The organism is Clostridiales bacterium FE2011 (assembly GCA_017569305.1).
Taxonomy (GTDB): Bacteria; Bacillota; Clostridia; order Christensenellales; family Aristaeellaceae; genus Aristaeella.
The window spans coordinates 3,133,519-3,150,677 of sequence record CP069418.1 but is presented as its reverse complement, the minus strand read 5'-3'; the positions used below and the strand labels follow the sequence as shown (position 1 = coordinate 3,150,677).

11 protein-coding genes are annotated in these 17,159 nt (G+C 53.2%); 2 read left to right on the top strand and 9 right to left on the bottom strand.

Translation table 11 applies throughout. From position 1 onward, the window contains the following. Nucleotides 1–34: 34 nt before the first annotated feature. The 9 genes from JRC49_14220 to dnaA form a co-directional block, all read right to left on the bottom strand. The gene (locus JRC49_14220) at nucleotides 35–2,632 is read right to left on the bottom strand and encodes a hypothetical protein (protein QTE70921.1); all 2,598 of its coding nucleotides are present in this window, start codon (nucleotides 2,630–2,632) and stop codon (nucleotides 35–37) included. Between the two features lie 15 nt (nucleotides 2,633–2,647). Continuing rightward, entirely contained in the window at nucleotides 2,648–3,346 is a 699-nt protein-coding gene (locus JRC49_14215) for a YIP1 family protein (GenBank protein ID QTE70920.1), read from the bottom strand. Then, on the bottom strand, nucleotides 3,312–4,850 hold the full coding sequence (locus tag JRC49_14210) for a hypothetical protein (GenBank protein QTE70919.1): 1,539 nt from the start codon (nucleotides 4,848–4,850) through the stop codon (nucleotides 3,312–3,314). The genes JRC49_14215 and JRC49_14210 overlap by 35 nt, the downstream gene beginning before the upstream one ends. Nucleotides 4,851–4,861: 11 nt before the next feature. After that, nucleotides 4,862–5,833 (bottom strand): carbohydrate ABC transporter permease, encoded by a 972-nt coding sequence (locus tag JRC49_14205; GenBank protein ID QTE72893.1) that lies wholly within the window; start codon nucleotides 5,831–5,833, stop codon nucleotides 4,862–4,864. 268 nt (nucleotides 5,834–6,101) lie between these two features. Continuing rightward, a complete protein-coding gene (locus JRC49_14200; GenBank protein ID QTE72892.1) occupies nucleotides 6,102–7,010 on the bottom strand; it encodes a sugar ABC transporter permease in 909 nt (302 codons plus the stop codon). Between the two features lie 58 nt (nucleotides 7,011–7,068). Further along, entirely contained in the window at nucleotides 7,069–9,954 is a 2,886-nt protein-coding gene (locus tag JRC49_14195) for an extracellular solute-binding protein (protein QTE70918.1), read from the bottom strand. A 197-nt stretch (nucleotides 9,955–10,151) separates the two neighbouring features. Further along, nucleotides 10,152–12,557, bottom strand: coding sequence for a phenylalanine--tRNA ligase subunit beta (locus tag JRC49_14190; protein QTE70917.1), 2,406 nt, complete (start codon nucleotides 12,555–12,557; stop codon nucleotides 10,152–10,154). Between the two features lie 100 nt (nucleotides 12,558–12,657). After that, the gene (gene pheS / locus JRC49_14185; GenBank protein ID QTE70916.1) at nucleotides 12,658–13,680 is read right to left on the bottom strand and encodes a phenylalanine--tRNA ligase subunit alpha; all 1,023 of its coding nucleotides are present in this window, start codon (nucleotides 13,678–13,680) and stop codon (nucleotides 12,658–12,660) included. A 206-nt stretch (nucleotides 13,681–13,886) separates the two neighbouring features. Continuing rightward, nucleotides 13,887–15,215, bottom strand: coding sequence for a chromosomal replication initiator protein DnaA (gene dnaA / locus JRC49_14180; GenBank protein QTE70915.1), 1,329 nt, complete (start codon nucleotides 15,213–15,215; stop codon nucleotides 13,887–13,889). Between the two features lie 418 nt (nucleotides 15,216–15,633). On the opposite strand from dnaA, the gene JRC49_14175 reads away from it, so the two are divergent. Beyond that, on the top strand, nucleotides 15,634–16,140 hold the full coding sequence (locus JRC49_14175; GenBank protein ID QTE70914.1) for a hypothetical protein: 507 nt from the start codon (nucleotides 15,634–15,636) through the stop codon (nucleotides 16,138–16,140). Between the two features lie 121 nt (nucleotides 16,141–16,261). After that, on the top strand, nucleotides 16,262–17,155 hold the full coding sequence (locus JRC49_14170) for a zinc ABC transporter substrate-binding protein (GenBank protein QTE70913.1): 894 nt from the start codon (nucleotides 16,262–16,264) through the stop codon (nucleotides 17,153–17,155). Nucleotides 17,156–17,159: the final 4 nt, after the last annotated feature.

The window sequence follows — 17,159 nt, the reverse complement described above, 5'->3', positions numbered from 1 at the left end:
TACCAATGTTCCCGGTATTTCCGGTTCTTTTTACTCATTGTCCGCCACCTCTTTTCACCAGGTAATCCCGCGCGGGTACTTTTACGCTTCCGGCTCTGTAATCCCTTGTGCTGTAGTTGACATAAACCTGTGTACCGTCGGCGTATGTGGTCACCGCCACATCCTCGTTCAGCCGCTCATGTCCGATGATGGCCTGGCGGTTCAGACCGGACATTTCCTTCTGGTACCGGGTGATCATCGCGATGACCTCCTCTTTCCAGGGCTCATAATGAGAGGAAGTATAGCAGCTGAACATTGTGTCCTTCAGCACCCTGGTATCCTTCTCCATGAAGGTGAAGTTCAGTCCGGCACCGTATTCCGCGGATTCAAGCAGCAGCGTCTGCGGATCCCCTGCCATGTTCAGTGCCTCGCCGGTGTAATCCTTCAGGCCGTGAATGGCGATCTGGTAGAAGGGAACGCTGTAGTCCAGCAGGGCGTAGGCATTGCCGGTCAGGTTCATGTCGGTGATCAGGTCCGCATAGGGAATCGAGTATGCGTTACCCTCCTTGATGATGACCTTCAGTCCTGCAGAAACCGCGTCCTCCAGTGTCTGCGTATCCATAACCTTGACCTGTTCACGGGTCACCGTATTGCTGTCCTGGTAGTCAGCGCTGAGCAGATTGCCGATATCGCGGAACGCGACGCCCGCAACACCACGATCCTTCAGGCCGTTGATCAGGTTCTCCGCACATTGCTTGGCATAGGACGGTTTCACCAGGTAATACGTGTATTTATCCATCCAGGTGGACTGACGGTATGTGACGATGTCATAAGGATACAGTTTAATCACATTCCGTGTCGTTGCCCTTGCGGAATCGGACAGCGTGTTGAATCCGTTCAGGATGTTGCTGTGATAGGCGAAGCAGGAAATGCCGTCAAAGTACAGATCCACACCCTTTGCCGCAGCGCTGGCAATCAGCTTTTTCATGCCGTTTTCGCCGCCCAGGCAGCCTTCAACATGGATGCTGGTAAGCACTCTCTGCATGGCGCCGCCGTTGCACCAGCCTGTCATCCGGAGGTTCAGGTCTTTTACGCCGCCATCCAGGAAGTCGTTCATGATGCTTTCAGCCTGTTCAAAAGTCGTGGTGGGCACGATGGCTTCCATCGGCAGGCCCAGTTTGACTTCAACCTTGTTGATTGCACCGACCAGTTCCACATTCACCGGCATCTCTTCGGACGCGCACTCACCGCGCATTTCGGGCTTGGCACGCAGATACTCACCGTAGGTTTCCGCCATATTCACGTATCCGTTGCCGTCCAGGAAGCGGTAACGCTGAACCAGCGTATCATCCGGGATCTGCTTCTCGTACATCAGGAACAGACGCGCGGACTTCTTTTCGTCCACTTCCACATTGTCAGAATGCAGAATGTTATATCTTCCGAAGACCGTGTTGTATTCGTTCAGTCGTCCGGAAATATCGGCGCACACACCGCCATAGGAATCCGCGCCTTCCATAATACAGATGAAAGAACCGTCCTCATGGCTCATGCCAAAGACAGGGAACGCGTTTTCGGTTTCACTGGTAACGCTGTCCCGCTTTGTACCGTAATCCCAGCCGTACATATTGGCATAGTAGGAACTCTGGGACAGTCTTCCGTTGTTATAGCGGATAATGGCTCCGCCGCCTTCCGGAACCAGGGTAAACCCTTCCTGATCTGTTCCCGCAGCGCCGAACATCGGCAGCACGTCCACAAAGACCAGCGGATAATCCGAGGAGCAGGCGATATCGCTGTACGGCACGGATACAACCAGGTCCTTGCCTTCCAGCCTGTAAAGGACGCTGATATTGAACACCGGTCCGCTGCTTTCCTTTTCGCCGGCCATCAGTTCCTGGTCCAGCAGATAATCCTCTTCGGTATATCCGGCTTTTTTCAGGAGGTCCTCCGCCTGTTTTTTCTGCTCGTCTTTCCGGTCTGATTTCAGGATGTACAGATCCTGCTCCTCAAGGCTGGGATACAAGGCAAGCAGTTCATCCTTTTTATCCTTGTTTTTCCCGTTCAGGTCCTTTGTCTTATACAGCGAATAGTGGTTCTTGAATTTTTTCGCGTCCTTGGATTTCTCCCCGCCCATCTTCTCCATGATCTCGCTGTATCTTTCCATGGTCATGGCATTGGGAATAATATACCGCTTACCGGCATTTTTACCCAGGGAGTAGTTAACCCGGATCGAACCGTCTTTTTCCTGCAGGATCTCAAAGCTCTGGTTTTTGATGGATCCTGTAAAGTTGTTCATTTCTGTCTTATTGATATCATCATAATATGAAACATTCAGCGTACTGGACAGGTATTCCAGCGTGGTACCGCGGGCAATCTTGTCGTTCTCGCGGTTTTCCGGGTTGGAAAACCACACCTTGCCCGTTGCCTTGTTGGTTACCTTGAACAGGCTTGTCGCACCGTCCATTTCGAAGAGCAGCTGGTCATTTTCCATGGTCAGCGGCTTTCCGTCGCCTTCAAAATAGATGATCTTTGTATCCCTGGCAAAACTCTTGCCCGGACTGGTATAAATTTTGTTGAGCACAAACGCCGCCCCGGCGATCAGTACAATTGCAATGATCCACGGAATCAGCCGCCTCAGGATGGATTTCTTTCTCATTGTCTTCATCCCTCCTTAATTCAGCCGGTAAGCAGCTTCACGGTACAGGCTCACAAAGAAACCGATCGCGTCGCTCAGCAGGCTCAGGCAAACAAGGGCCAGGAAAATGATTACACAGGCGCCTACGATTGTCACAATAATGAAGATAAAGGTTTTTCCGGGACCGTAGTCATGAATCTCCATCAGACCGACAAACACGAGGAACACACTCCAGATCACGCTGATCGAAAGCATGACGCTGTAAAGACTTCCCTCTTCATAGGTCAGTATGTTGCTGACCAGGATCATCGGAAGCTGAATCAGGATATAGGGCACCAGCGCATAGCACATACCAATGTAGATATCCTTGAACCGGCCTTTTCCTTCAAACAGGGTTGTCATCGCCCAGTTGGCCAGACACAGAATCAGGAAGGGCAGCAGCAGGGAGCCCATTTCCTCAAATACATTGATATGCTGTACAGCCGCGTCAAAGAACTGGAAACTGGTACACAGGATCTTCAGCACACGGGTAATCAGGAACAGCGCCAGGAATGTGGTGGCTGCGGCCAGGTTCCCCTTATGCTCACGGGTCAGGTCCCAGAATCCGTCAAAGGGATGGGTAATCACGTAAAGGGCATACCTCAGTGCACGCTTGTATTCTGCCCGGGATTCTTTCCGTCTGTTACTGACGGCTGCGGCATCACTCAGCGTTTCTGCGGATTTTGCTCTGCTCATGCATGATCACCTCCCACTTCATTCTCTTGATTCTTCCAAGGATCAACGGCACAATCAGCAGCAGTATCACTCCCAGGAAAATCCACAGGGCATTCTTTTCAATCCATTCCTTCCGGTACAGTTTGAAAGTCCTGCCGTAGTTTTCCCGGTCATGGGCCATCTTGAAATACTCCATGGCCTCCTCAAACTTGTTCTGCCTCAGCACCGTACGTCCGATGCCCCGGAAAGCCATGGGATAATTGGCGTTCTGCCTCAGCACTTCCGTCCACACGTTCGCACTCTCGTCATAATCGCCGTCCTGGTATTTGTTGATGGCATCATAAATCTTCAGGCCGTATTCCGTGGGCGTAAAAACCGTAATACTGTTTTCCAGCTGATCCAGCACAAACAGGTCATTTCCGATATGTTCCAGGCTGATCGGGCTGGTAAAGGCGCCTTCAATATTGCCGCGGGTACCGAATGCCCACAGCATGATGCCCTGGCTGTCATAGCCGAACAGACGTCCGCGTATCCGGTCCAGAACGATGTAGATATCATTGTCGAAAACAGTAATGTCCGTCAGTCTGGCCGGACCGAAGTAGGAAGATTCACCCTTCTGCCACCAGAGGTCGCCGATGGGAGGATATCTGTCGTTTGCGATCAGGATATCGTTTCCCAGGCCGTTCAGGCGGCGGATCGGGTTTACCTGGCCTGCGTCCAGGGCGCCTTCATCAAAGTTTGTCAGCGTGGCATAGATGAAACCGTCCTTGTCCATGTACATGTTTTCATATTCCGTCGGAACAAAAGACGGAGAAGCGTCCCGCTGTTCCTGGGTCATGAAGTATTTTTTCCAGATGTAATCAAAGGTTGAAAAGTTTACAGGCGTTGCACCGATGAATCCGGTAAACGTGGTGTCCGCCTCGTACTTCACGATACCCTTGTTGACGTTCGTGACCAGTGCATACAGTCGTCCCGCAACGTCAACCGTGATCTTCTTCGGCAGGAAATCCAGGCTCTGGTCAAAGGTGGCGTCCGCAGGTTTCGTAAACTCTTTGATCCAGTTCAGGTCCTTATCCATCATCACGACGCGCAGGTTGCCGTAATCCGCAACGTAGATATTCCCATCCACGTCCACATATACGTCGTACGGGGTGTTGAAATGCTCAGGAGATCCTCCCGCCACATGATCAATGATTCTTGTCAGCTTTGCCTGGCCGTTCCTGTATTCAAGCTGGAGAATCCGGTTGTTGAACGTGTCAGCAACATACAGGTCATTGTTCCGTGCAAACAGGCTCTGGGGCTTGTTCATGCGCACATCCAGGCCGAGGTCAACGCTGTCGATGACTGTTTCGACCCGGTAGGCGTCCGGAGACTCCTGTACGTCGCGCCAGTAGTCATATCCGTAGGTATAGGATGTGCTGTAGCCATCCTTGTTCACGTTGAAGCTGTCGTCCGCCAGCGCGGTACAGGCCGTGAACAGCATGATCAGGATCATCAGAAAGGAAACCGCTTTTTTCATCATCATTTCCTCCCCTCTTAGTCCTTGATGCCGGAGGAGGCCATGGTCTCCAGGATCCGGCTCTGGCTGAAAATGAAGATGAGCACCGGAACCGCGACGATAATCACATTGGCCGCGGCCACCTGGCCTGTACGGGCGATGTTGACCACCGCGCCGCCCTGGATTTGCTGCAGTGCGTATACCAGCGGTTTTTTCGCCTCGGAATAGATGATGGTTCCTGCCGGGTTGTTCCACAGGGACTGTACGCTGAAGATGATCATCGTCAGCCAGGCCGGTTTCACGTTGGGCATCACAATGCTCCAGAAAACCCGGAACCGTCCGGCACCGTCAATGGTCGCCGCTTCAATCAGAGCTGTAGGCAGTCCTTCCATGAACTGTTTCATCAGGAACAGACCGATCGGCGCGGCAAACGCAGGCAGGATCAGAGCCCAATAGGTATCTACCAGGCCCAGCCGTCTCATAATCAGGTAATTGGGGATGTCCGTAACCACACCGGAAGCGAACATCAGGAAAGTGGTGGCCAGCAGGAAGAACAGCCGTCCGCCCGGGAAATCATATTTGGCCAGCACGAAAGCCGCCATGCCGGCAATCACCAGATGTCCGAAAGTACCAACCACGGTAATGAAGATGGTATTCACCAGATATCTGCTGAAGGGCACCCAGCTCTGTCCCATCGTCACGAACAGGTCGGAGAAGTTGTCCATCGTCGGACGGGTGGGCCACACGGGCGGCGGGAACCGGAAAAGTTCATCCAGGGGTTTCAGACTGGATCCCAGCAGGAATACCAGCGGGAACAGCATGGCAACCGCAACCAGGGCAAGCAGCAGGTAAATGATCACGTCGCCCGTAATAGACCGGTTGGGATGCCGCCGGACAATCAGGTGCTTCTTCGGCACCTCAATCTTCTGGCCCAGCCGTTCCGCCTGCTCATGCAGGATATCGCCCCGCGTTTTGACCTTCACAGGCTTATCTGCCCAGTTTTTATCCATATGGCTGTAAAGCTTCAGGCCCTGGGCAAGTTCGAACACGTAACGGGTGTCGTCCTTCAGGATAACAGTGATCTGGCTGGTAGTACCGCCCCGGCGGATATTGTCCATCCGGTTCATCCGGGCATAGTGCCATTCAGCTACAGGCTCCTTCTGTCCTTTGGCATAGAAAGCCGCGCCGGTTTCACCGGCAACCAGTTCGCCGCGGTACTTCTTACCGTTGATGAGCTGCAGGGTACCATTGGATCTTACGGTGTTAATCTCACTCATATCAGGTACCCACCCTTCCCAGCAATCCGGTAATTGCTTTCTTGCACAGAATCATCGCCACGAACAGGATCACCGCAATGGCGCTGGCATAGCCCATTTCGAAGCGGGTATATCCGTAGTCAAACAGGTGGGTAACAACCGTACGGGCCGCATAGTCTGTGGAGGGGAATCCGCACAGGGCCCGCGGTACGGCGCCGACGTTGAAGGAGGATGTAATGCTCATAACAGCGCCGAACAGCAGCATGGGCTTCATGCTGGGCAGCGTGATATGATACAGCTCCTGCCAGCGGTTCCGGACACCGTCCACATATCCGGCTTCATACATGCTGCGGTCAATGCCCTGGAAGCCGGCCACAAAGCTCAGGAAGCCGGTACCCATGCTCATCCACAGGGATACGATGATAACAATGGTCAGCATGTACCGCGGATCGGTCAGCCACAGAACCGGCGCGTTGATCATACCGTACTCCATCAGGAGGGCGTTGAACCATCCGTAGGCGTCGCCACGGAAAATCGTGTTGAACACTTCGAAGGCAGCACCGCCGATAGAGGGGATGTAGAATACGATAACCGCCACCGCCCGCAGCCATTTCGGCAGTTCATTGATAAACCAGGCAAACAGGAAGGAAAGGATATATCCAACCGGCCCAATAATGACGGCGCAAACGAAAGTGTTCTTGACAGATGTCAGGAATATTTCATCCTGCAGGAACAGGTTCGTATAGTTCTGCAGTCCGATAAAACGGGCAGGTTCCAGGATGTTGTAGTAAGTAAAACTGTAAATGATCGATGTGCAGATCGGCAGAATGAAGAAGGTAATAAACAGAATCGCGTATGGAGCCAGGAACAGGTAGCAGCCCTTGTTCCGTTTTGCAAGCGTCCACCCGTGTGCGATTTTGTCCCGCCTCATAGCCAGGTATCTATGAGCAAATGACTGTGACTGCATATTCGCTTCCCTCCTTCCTTTCTCAATCAACCGGCAGGTTGAATTCCCGCCGTTTGATCTTAATCTCTTCATTAATGGTCCGTGCGTAAGTCAGCAGGGTCTCCCGCTGATCTTCCTTGGTATTGATCACCTTACGTACTGCGTTGATGAGATGGCGCTGCGTTGAATATCCGCCGGCGATCTCCGGGAAGCCCCGGGTCTGCGACATCTGTTCTTTCAGCACTTTCAGCTGCTTGTCAGACCAGGCCAGCTGCGTCAGCGCGTCCTGATTAGCTGTCTGGTACCGGGCGGAAGCACCCAGGATGCTTTCCATCTCCCGGCCGAAGCGAACCTGCGCGTCCGCGCTCACCCACCACTTCATAAACTCCCAGGCATTTTTCTTTTTTGTTTCATTGTTTGTCGCAATCATCATACAGCACAGTCCGCTTGTCTGGGCAGTATGGTCAATGGTTCCATCCTCTTTCATCGTTCCCGGGAACAGGGTGAAGTCCCACAGGCCGCGGATTTCCGGAGCGGAAACCATGAGGGTGTTGTACATATTGTAGTTCTGGATGCCCATCGGCATCTCGCCGCTGCGGAACCGGCTCGGGAAGTCGAACACCACCGGCAGACCGTAGTCGTTGTACAGGCTCGTATACTGCTTGAATCCGGCTACGCCTGCCTCGCTGTCCACCAGCGTGTGCTTGGCTTCCTTGTCGTAGATTTCTCCGCCATTCTGATAAATCATGGAATTCAGCACGGAGTTGTCCACAACCCGGATGTCCGGGAAATTGATACCGATCGTCAGGCTGTTGCCCTGAATCGTCGGCAGCTCCGCAATCAGCTCATCCCAGGTCTGCGGAACAGCCAGACCCAGCTCTTCCATAACGTCCTTGCGGTAGAACAGCACAGCGAAATCCTGGGTTTCAGGCAGTCCGTAAATACCGATCTTCTTGCTGTCATTATAAGTCAGCGGTTCCAGGATGCTCTTTGTAAACGGTTTGGTAACCTCTTCAAAGTCTTCAAACTGGGTCAGGTCTTCAACCGCGTTACGCATGGCATAGTTCACGGCAAACCAGCCGCTGAGGCTCAGCACCACGTCCGGGCCGTTTCCTGCGACAACAGCGGGCAGGATGGCGTCCTGCAGCACCAGCTTGACGTTCACTTTAATGCCGGTCTTTGCGGTAAAGGTATTGTCAACCAGATTCTTCAGCACCGTACTCTGGTCGCGGCCCGTGGTGATCCAGATCTCCACCACGTCGTCCGTATCCTCATACTTGTCGCCCAGGCTGTTATAGTCCACGGTATAGGAACTCAGGCAGCTCCGGACTTCATGAATAATATCCTGGAAAACATTGCTGCGAACCTCCGGAACCTTGACGTTCTCGCCTGTTACCATGATCAGGTCCACGTCCAGCTTGCTCTCAGCCATGTTCTGCATTGCGGTTCCGAGCGAAGTAATGTTGTCCCGGAAGTTCTGGAAGGATTCTGTGATCCGTTCATTCTTTTTCACAAAGGTTTCAAGCTGTACAGCCAGCGTCTGTGCGGAAGCAATCCGGTCGCTCTTCTCACCGGTGATAGCCACCGTATCATCCACGATTTTATACAGGCGCTTGCTTTCCAGATCCATCGCCTCAATGGCTTCGGGATAAATCCGCTTCAGGTTGTAATCACGGTATTTATCCGGATTGGCGCCTGTCAGAACCAGGATTTTGCGGTAAATCTGGTTCAGGCGGAAGATGCTGTCTTCCACGGATTTCAGGACAGGCCCCATTTCTCCCATGGTCACTTCCATGCGGATGGAATGGCTTCCTTTCTTCAGCCAGAAGCGGAAGGGGGTGCCTTCCTTGTCGCTCAGGGTGTGCATGTCCCATCCGGTGCTGTAGCTGAATGTTACTGCTTCAAGATCTTCAAACGGAATCTCACCGTCGATATAAACGGTTCGTGCGGACAGCGCGCCGCGCTGGTACATCTGACGTGCTTTGATGGAAATGTTGTAGTATCCGTCTTCCGGTACTTCAAACTCCCACTGGATCCACTCGCCGGGATGGGTCCAGGGTTCGCCGCCGATATAATTCAGGATTGAATTTGATACGGAATAGGGTTCTGTCAGGGCGGAGCTGCGGTCATAACGTCCGTAAAGGCTCGGCGTGCTGCGAAGCACGGCGGATTCTCCCTGGATTGTCTGGCTGTAGTTCAGCGCCTCTTCGCTGGCGGAAACCTCAGGCTGGGCTGCTGCGTATTCCGCATAAGTGGAAGACTTCATAATCGGCGTCAGCGAAACAGCGCAAAGAATCACCGGCTCATTGACAGCACGGATCGTCAGTTCATTCTCCCCTTCATTGAAATAGAAGGCATAGGGCTCTGTCTGATATCCCATGTCATCCTTGCAGTATGCGCTTTGCTTTTCAAAGCGTTCCACCTGCGTAGGACGGATATCATTCCCCTGGTTGTCCTTGCGCACCTCGTTTGCGTCGGTCCACAGGCGAGAGAAACAAAGCGTGCTTGCGCCGGTGAAAGGAACTTCCCCGTTAATCGCAATTTCACGCTCAATATCCACACCGCGGCTTTCCACTGTCAGGTAATCCAGGCGGATATTGTATAGGCCGGCCTTGGGTACATTCACCTTCCAGGTAAGCTCTGACTCATCAGCCGTCAGCACACCGTCCGCACAGACTTTGCCGCCTTCCCCTTCGAAGGAGGCCAGGTCCACCTCAACAGCTTCACTGACAGCGGGCAGATTCGCATACTTCTCCAGATAAGAGGTATAGGTGTTGCTCCGTCCAATGCCGCTGACATCTGTGGACAGATCAGCGCCCTCATACTTGCTCCTGAAACTGTTCTCGGACCGGCTGAGCAGCCAGATCCCGGCAATTACAAGAGCAGCGACAAGGACGCCGATGAGAATGTTCCGCCATTTCCTTGACATGAGTTCATCTCCCACTTGCGACGTTTGCACGCCGGAAAATCAGATTCCCTGATACTGTGAAATTGGTTACAAATGCAATCTAAAAAAACCATATTAATTATAATTGCTATATATTTGCATGTCAATTGTACGTACAAAAAAGTGACGCCTGGCAGGCGTCGCTTTCCGGAAATGTTTTCAGTGTTGAAAAATCTGGTTTATCGGATTTCAGCTCCGAGTTTAAACTTCAGGTTTCCAAGAATTTTTTTAATGTATTTATCCAGTTCTTCAGGGGTCAGGGCCTTGTCAGCCGCCTCAAAGGTGATCTTGAAAGCCATACTCTTACGTCCCTCGCCGATCTGTTCACCCCGGTAAATGTCGAACAACTCCACGTCGCTGACGCTCGGACATGCCCGTGCAATTTCCTTCATGAGATCACCGCAGGCCGTTTCCTCCGCCACCGTCAGCGCCAGGTCGCGCACCACAGACGGGAATACGGACAGCGGACGGTACCGGAAGCTGGCAGCCATGTGATTCATCATGGTGTTGTAGTCAATTTCACCCAGGAAGATCTTATGATTAGACTTGGCGTCTTTGTGCAGCTTCAGTTCACCCGTCACTTCATTGGCCAGTTTGCCGAAGCAGCCGATCCGTTCTCCCTCACAAAGGATGTAGGCGGCAATTCCGGGATGCAGCCACGGAACGTCGGCAGCCCGCTCCACGTCAAAGGACAGTCCGAGGGCTTCGCCCAATGCTTCCACAGTACCCTTCACGGTGAAGAAATCCTCTGCGTCGCCGAAGGCCGCGAAACCAAGATGCGGTCTTTCCTCCGGCAGTTCTCCGTCCCTCGGAATATAAATGTTGCTGATCTCGAAGATCCGGCCGTCGTTGTTGCCCTTCTTCAGGTTCTCCACCACAACGTTCACCAGGCTGGGAGCCAGCAGGGGCCTCATGATGGAAAGGTTGGCGGAAATCGGGTTTTTGATGCGCAGCACGTTCCGTTCCGGCGCGCCTTCCGGAATCCGCAGGAAATCCAGGTCGCTGTCGGAATAGAAGGACATGGTGTATGCTTCATGGTATCCCTGTCCGCACATAATCCGGCAGACACGGTCCCTGCGCTGCTGCGCCGGGGTCTTTCCGCCGCTGGTCACGGTCGCCGCCTTCAGGAAGGTGGGAACCACGTGGTCGTAACCGTATTCGCGGATTACTTCCTCCGCCAAGTCCGGTTCACCGACTTCAATGTCTTCACGGTAACGCGGAGCCGTCACATCCAGCGTATCGCCGTCCTGCTTCACTTCAAAGTTCAGGTTCTTCAGGATCCGCAGCACGTCCTCCGTCGGCACTTCGATGCCGAGGATCGCGTTGATCCGCTTCAGGCTGGCGGTAAACCGCTTTCCTTCCCGCGGTGCGCCGGCACTGCAGTCAAAGGCGCTGGAGGTGATCTCACCGCAGCCCAGCTCCTGGATCAGGTGCAGCGCGCGGGCCATGCCCAGCTCTGTAATGTATTCGCTGATGCCCTTCTCAAACCGGGCGGAAGAATCGCTGCTCTGTCCCAGCGCGCGGGAGGTCTTCCGCACGTTGTCCCGGGCAAACTTGGCCGCCTCGAAAAGCAGCTGGGTTGTCTTCTCCGTAATCTCGCTGTTCAGGCCGCCCATGATACCCGCCAGGGCCACGGGACGGTTTCCGTCGCAGATCACCAGGTTGTCAGGGGTCAGGGTGAATTCCTTCTCATCCAGCGTCTGGATCTTCTCACCATCCTTGGCACGGCGGACAATAATCCGGCGGTCCTGAAGCTGATCCATGTCGAAGGCGTGCATCGGCTGTCCGATCTCCAGCAGCACATAGTTCGTGATATCAACCACATTGGAAATGCTGCGCAGTCCGCACAGGGCCAGGTTCCGTTTCATCCACCGGGGGCTTTCTGCCACGGTGATATTGCGCACGCCGTGTCCCAGGTAACGGGGACACAGATCCGGCGCTTCCACGGTAATATCCAGTCCGGGGAAAACGTAGTCGCTGACCGTGTAGTCGGTGGCGGGCATCTTCAGTTCCTTGCCCGTCATTGCGGCAACCTCCCGTGCAATGCCCAGGATGCTCTGGCAGTCCGGACGGTTCGGTGTAACAAAAATATCGAAAATATAGTCGTTCATGCCGACAACTTCGCGGATATCTGTTCCCGGAACCGTGTCCTTCGGCAGATCCATGAGACCGTAGACCTCCGCGCCGGGATACAGGTCGTCGTTCAGGCCCAGTTCCTCACCGGAGCAGAGCATACCGTCAGAAGGAATCCCCTTCAGGGGCTTGGCTTTGATGGTGATTCCGCCGGGCAGCGTGGAATTGTCCAGCGCGGCAGGCGTATGCATGCCCGCGTAGACATTCGGCGCGCCGGTCACGATCTGGATCGGGTTGCCGTAGGAACCGCAGTTCACCTGGCAGATCTGCAGGTGTGTGCCTTCCACCGGTTCGCAGGAGAGCACCTCGCCCACAACCACGCGGCTGACCTCCTTCCCCAGGTCGATCAGCTCTTCCACTTCAAAACCGCAGCCGAACAGCTTTTCAGCCAGTTCTTCCGCCGTAATATCAATATCCACATATTCCTTCAGCCAGCTGTAAGGTACTTTCATCTTTTATCTCCCCTGCTCTGCATTATCATTCCATAAACTGTTTCTGTCCTGGTATGATAGTCTAAGTAATAATTCTGAATTCTGAATTCTGAATTTGATGTCATTCTTTGAATTGCTTCAGGAATCTCATATCGTTCTCAAACAGCAGTCCGATATTGTTGATGCCGTACTTCAGCATGGTGATCCGCTCAATACCGATGCCGAACGCGATACCGGAGTAGACGTTCGGATCGATGCCGCAGTTCTCCAGCACCTTGGGATGGACCACGCCACCGCCGAGTACTTCGATCCAGCCGGTGTGCTTGCACAGGCTGCAGCCCTTGCCGCCGCATTCAAAGCAGCTGACGTCCACTTCAACGCTCGGTTCTGTGAAGGGGAAATAGCTGGGACGGAGCCGGGTACGCACATTCGCGTCAAAAATCTGCTGCACGAACTTGTCCAGCATTCCCTGCAGGTCGCACAGGGTGATACCCTTGTCCACCACCAGGCCTTCCATCTGATGGAACATGGGGGAATGGGTCGCGTCGCTGTCGGAACGGAAAACCCGTCCGGGAACCAGCACCTTGATCGGCGGCTTCTGCATGTCCATCACCCGGATCTGGCCGCCGCTGGTCTGCGTACGCAGCAGCAGTTCATTATCCAGGTAGAAAGTATCCTGCATATCACGGGAAGGATGATCCTTCGGCACATTCAGGCGGGTGAAGTTGTGGTCGTCATCCTCGATTTCCGGTCCTTCAAAAACATCGAAGCCCATGCTGGCAAAAACGTTGATCATTTCATTCTTCACCAGCGTCAGGGGATGCAGTCCGCCCAGCGGCAGTCCCTTTCCGGGCAGGGTGATATCCACCTGCTCCCGGCGGTTGCGGGCAGCCAGCTCAAGCTCGTCCATCTTTGCGCTCAGGGCCTGGTACTTTTCTTCCACCAGTATCTTAAACTCATTGATGACTTTGCCCATAGCCGGCCGGTCTTCCTTTGCCACGGCACCCAGACCCTTCATCAGATCGGCGATGGCACCCTTTTTGCCCAGAAACTCCTGCCAGAAGGCTGCCAGCTTTTCCTTTGTGTCGATCTGGCCGATCTTCTGTTCCATCTGTTCCTGCAGTGCCTTGATCTTCTGCTCCATGTGCTCCACTCCCGTGCAATCATGATTTTTCTCATCAAAACGGCGATCTGTGATCCTCTTATCACCAATTACCGTAATTATGAATTATGGATTATGTAGCATAAAATGTCAATTCTTTATTGGTTTTTATCGGTATTTGCGCCTTATATACAAAAGTGAGCAGGATTTCCCTGCTCACTTTCATTCTGAATTCTTAATTCTGAATTTTATTGCGCGTTCTTCACCAGTGTTTTGATATCCTCCACCACCGCTTTGATATCGGTGTTCGCGGTCATGTTTGCCTCCACCGTCTTGCAGCTGTGAAGCACCGTCGTATGATCCCGGCCGCCAAATACGGTTCCGATCTGGGGCAGGCTCATGCCTGTCATCTCCCGGGTCAGGTACATAGCGATCTGCCGGGGCACCGTGATTTCCCGTTTCCGGGTGGGGCCGGTCATGTCATCCATGGACAGTCCGTAATAATCGCTGACGGTCTGCATGATCAGCTCGGAGGTGATCTGCTTATGCCGTTTGGAATCGAAGATCTCCTTCAGAGCCCGTTCGCACAGGTCCAGGGTGATCGGTTCCTTCACCAGGGTGGAATACGCCACCAGCCGGGTCAGGCAGCCCTCCAGTTCACGGATGTTGCTGTCAATCTTGCCGGCAATCAGCTGCAGCACGTCATCCGGCACTTCGATATTGTCCTGTACGGTTTTTTCCCGCAGGATAGCCACACGGGTATCCACGTCCGGACGCTGAATGTCGGCCACCAGGCCCCACTCGAAGCGGCTGCACAGCCGTTCCTCCAGGCGCTGGATATCCTTCGGCGGTTTATCGCTGGTCAGGATAATCTGCTTGTTGTCGTTATGCAGTTCATTGAAGGTATTGAAGAACTCCTGCTGGGTACTCTCCCGGCCGGCGATGAACTGGATATCGTCCACCATCAGCACGTCAACTTTCCGGATCTTCTCCCGGAATTCATAGGTCTTCTTCAGCTGGATCGCGCTGATCAGCTCGTTGGTAAAGCTTTCGCTGGTCATGTACAGGATTTTCTTCTTCGGATCAGACTGATGGATGAAATGTCCGATCGCCTGCATCAGGTGGGTCTTGCCCAGGCCCACGCCGCCGTAAATGAACAGCGGGTTATAGGCTTCCGCGGGGCTCTCTGCCACCGCCAGCGCCGCGGCATGGGCAAAGCGGTTGCCGTTGCCGACCACGAAGCTCTCAAAGGTATATTTGGGATTGAGATGTGGATCTGTATCATCCGTTTTATCCGTATCTTCATCCGTTTCGGTACGGGCTTTCATCTCATCCTTTGTCAGCAGCACAATATGGACAGCCTTGCCGGCTACTTCCGTCAGCTTCCGCTCAATCAGATCCGCATACTTGTTCTGGATCATGGAGATCATGCGTTCCATTTTCACCACGACAAACAGAGTATCGTCCTCCAGCATTCCGGGCACCATATTGCCGTCTACCCACGTGCTGTAGGACACGTAGTTCATTTCCCGCGACAGCAGGGCACACGTCTGCTCCCAGAGCGACTCCATGTTCATCAATACATTCTCCATTCATCTGGTTATTAAAACGCAAAAGCGATGATTTGCATCATATGCTGCAAAAGGCGGCGAAAAAAGCGCACGAGGAATCGTGAGCTGTGGATAACCGGGCTGTGGAAAACTGGCCTTTTGCAAACCGGCTCGACTATCATAGCAAAAACATTGAGTTATTTCAAGGTTCTTGCCCTGTGGATAAAACGATTAAAATGTTAGAATTCTTTCATTTTTTCTGTCAAGGTTTTGTATTTGTTCCGGCCGACTCCACTAGATTTATGGTACAGGCCTGTTTTTTGCTTCGTTTTTTTCCTGTTTTTTGTATTCGCCGACAAAATCGCCGTGAAAAGTTAACAATTACTTCATTTTATGATATCATACAGTATACATTATATAAGGAAACTATTACGGAGGGATGGGCATGATCGAAGCCTGGCATGTAAGGGAAGCCCTGCGTTTCCGCTTCGGGTCTGCCCTGGTGGACCGTCCCGGGATCTGGGAGAAGGCTGCCGCGCTTCTGCGGAACTTTGCGCCTTACCGGGATACCTTCTCTGATCTGGCCGCCAGCCTTGAGGATGTACTCTTCAATACGGTCTATGAGCAGCTCGGCCCCTCCATGGGGGCACAGATGGATAACGGCACCGTACGCCGGATCCGTTCAGCAGAGTTCAGGGACGCCTCCGATGATGTGATGGGCGTTCTTTTTGATCATCTGAAGGTCTACTCCGTCACCTACGACTCCCTGCATCAGTACTGCATGGACACCGGTTCCTTCTCTGCCATGCGCGTACTCTATACCCGATATGCTGATTTCATGCCCGCCTCGGAGCGGAAGATCATTGCCAGGATCATCCGGGACAGCCGGCCCCGTGCTGAATGGGAGCCCTGGATGGATCCGGAAGACATTCCGCCTGCACCGGCGCGTTAGAAAATTCATAATTCACAATTCATAATTCATAATGATCTATTGTCTCCTCTGTTAATCCTGATGAAAGAACATATAATTCTGAATTCTTAATTCTGAATTTTGAATTGAAATGAGGTTATCCATGAAGAAATTACTTGCCCTTCTGCTTGTACTTACGCTTTTCCTTCCGGCTCTTGCTGCCGCGGAAACCATTGTTACCAGCTTTTACCCTGTCTGGATTCTGACCCTGAACCTGACCGAAGGGATTGAATCCGTCAAAGTTGTGAACCTGGCAGAGCCGACAACGGGCTGCCTGCACGATTACACCCTGCAGAACTCCGATATGGTCACGCTTTCACAGGCGAACGCCCTCCTGGTCAACGGTGCCGGTATGGAATCCTTCCTGCCGGTCGTTACGGGAGCCTATCCCAGCCTGCCGGTCATTGACGCGACTGCCGGCCTTCCCTTTCTCCACGAATCAGACACCCTCGAAATCGGCGAAGCCGAAGAGGGCGAGGAAGTCAATTCCCATCTCTGGCTGGATCCCCAGCGGGCTGCCGGTATGGCTGCAAACCTGGCGGAAGGGCTGATCAGCCTGATGCCGGACAGGGAGGCGGAAATTCTGGAAAACCTGCATGCGTATCAGGAACGCCTTCAGGCCCTGGATGAAACCATCCGGGAGGAAACCAAAGACATAGACCGGAAAGTCATCATCTTCCATGAGGCTTTCCCCTATTTTGCTGAAGCCTGCGGGCTGACCGCCGCGGCTGTTGTCAACAAGGAACCGGAAGACATCCTGCCAACCGCCCAGCTGGTCCGGGTGACGGAACTCATCTTCAACATCGGCGTCCCGATGCCGCTGATCCTGAAATCAGCTGAAGAAGATCCTTCCGTCAATACCCTGGTCAATGAAACCGGCATTCACGTCTGCGAACTGGATCCCATGACCAGCGGTCCTGAAAACCCGCCCCTGGATTACTATGAATCCATCATGATGCAGAACGTCAAAACCCTGTTAAACGCTATAGCTCAGTAAAACT

Coding starts and splice junctions, on each gene's coding strand:
- JRC49_14220 (QTE70921.1), bottom strand. CDS start 2,632: ATGAGAAAGAAATCCATCCTGAGGCGGCTGATTCCGTGGATCATTGCA.
- JRC49_14215 (QTE70920.1), bottom strand. CDS start 3,346: ATGAGCAGAGCAAAATCCGCAGAAACGCTGAGTGATGCCGCAGCCGTC.
- JRC49_14210 (QTE70919.1), bottom strand. CDS start 4,850: ATGATGATGAAAAAAGCGGTTTCCTTTCTGATGATCCTGATCATGCTG.
- JRC49_14205 (QTE72893.1), bottom strand. CDS start 5,833: ATGGATAAAAACTGGGCAGATAAGCCTGTGAAGGTCAAAACGCGGGGC.
- JRC49_14200 (QTE72892.1), bottom strand. CDS start 7,010: ATGAGGCGGGACAAAATCGCACACGGGTGGACGCTTGCAAAACGGAAC.
- JRC49_14195 (QTE70918.1), bottom strand. CDS start 9,954: ATGTCAAGGAAATGGCGGAACATTCTCATCGGCGTCCTTGTCGCTGCT.
- JRC49_14190 (QTE70917.1), bottom strand. CDS start 12,557: ATGAAAGTACCTTACAGCTGGCTGAAGGAATATGTGGATATTGATATT.
- pheS (QTE70916.1), bottom strand. CDS start 13,680: ATGGAGCAGAAGATCAAGGCACTGCAGGAACAGATGGAACAGAAGATC.
- dnaA (QTE70915.1), bottom strand. CDS start 15,215: ATGAACATGGAGTCGCTCTGGGAGCAGACGTGTGCCCTGCTGTCGCGG.
- JRC49_14175 (QTE70914.1), top strand. CDS start 15,634: ATGATCGAAGCCTGGCATGTAAGGGAAGCCCTGCGTTTCCGCTTCGGG.
- JRC49_14170 (QTE70913.1), top strand. CDS start 16,262: ATGAAGAAATTACTTGCCCTTCTGCTTGTACTTACGCTTTTCCTTCCG.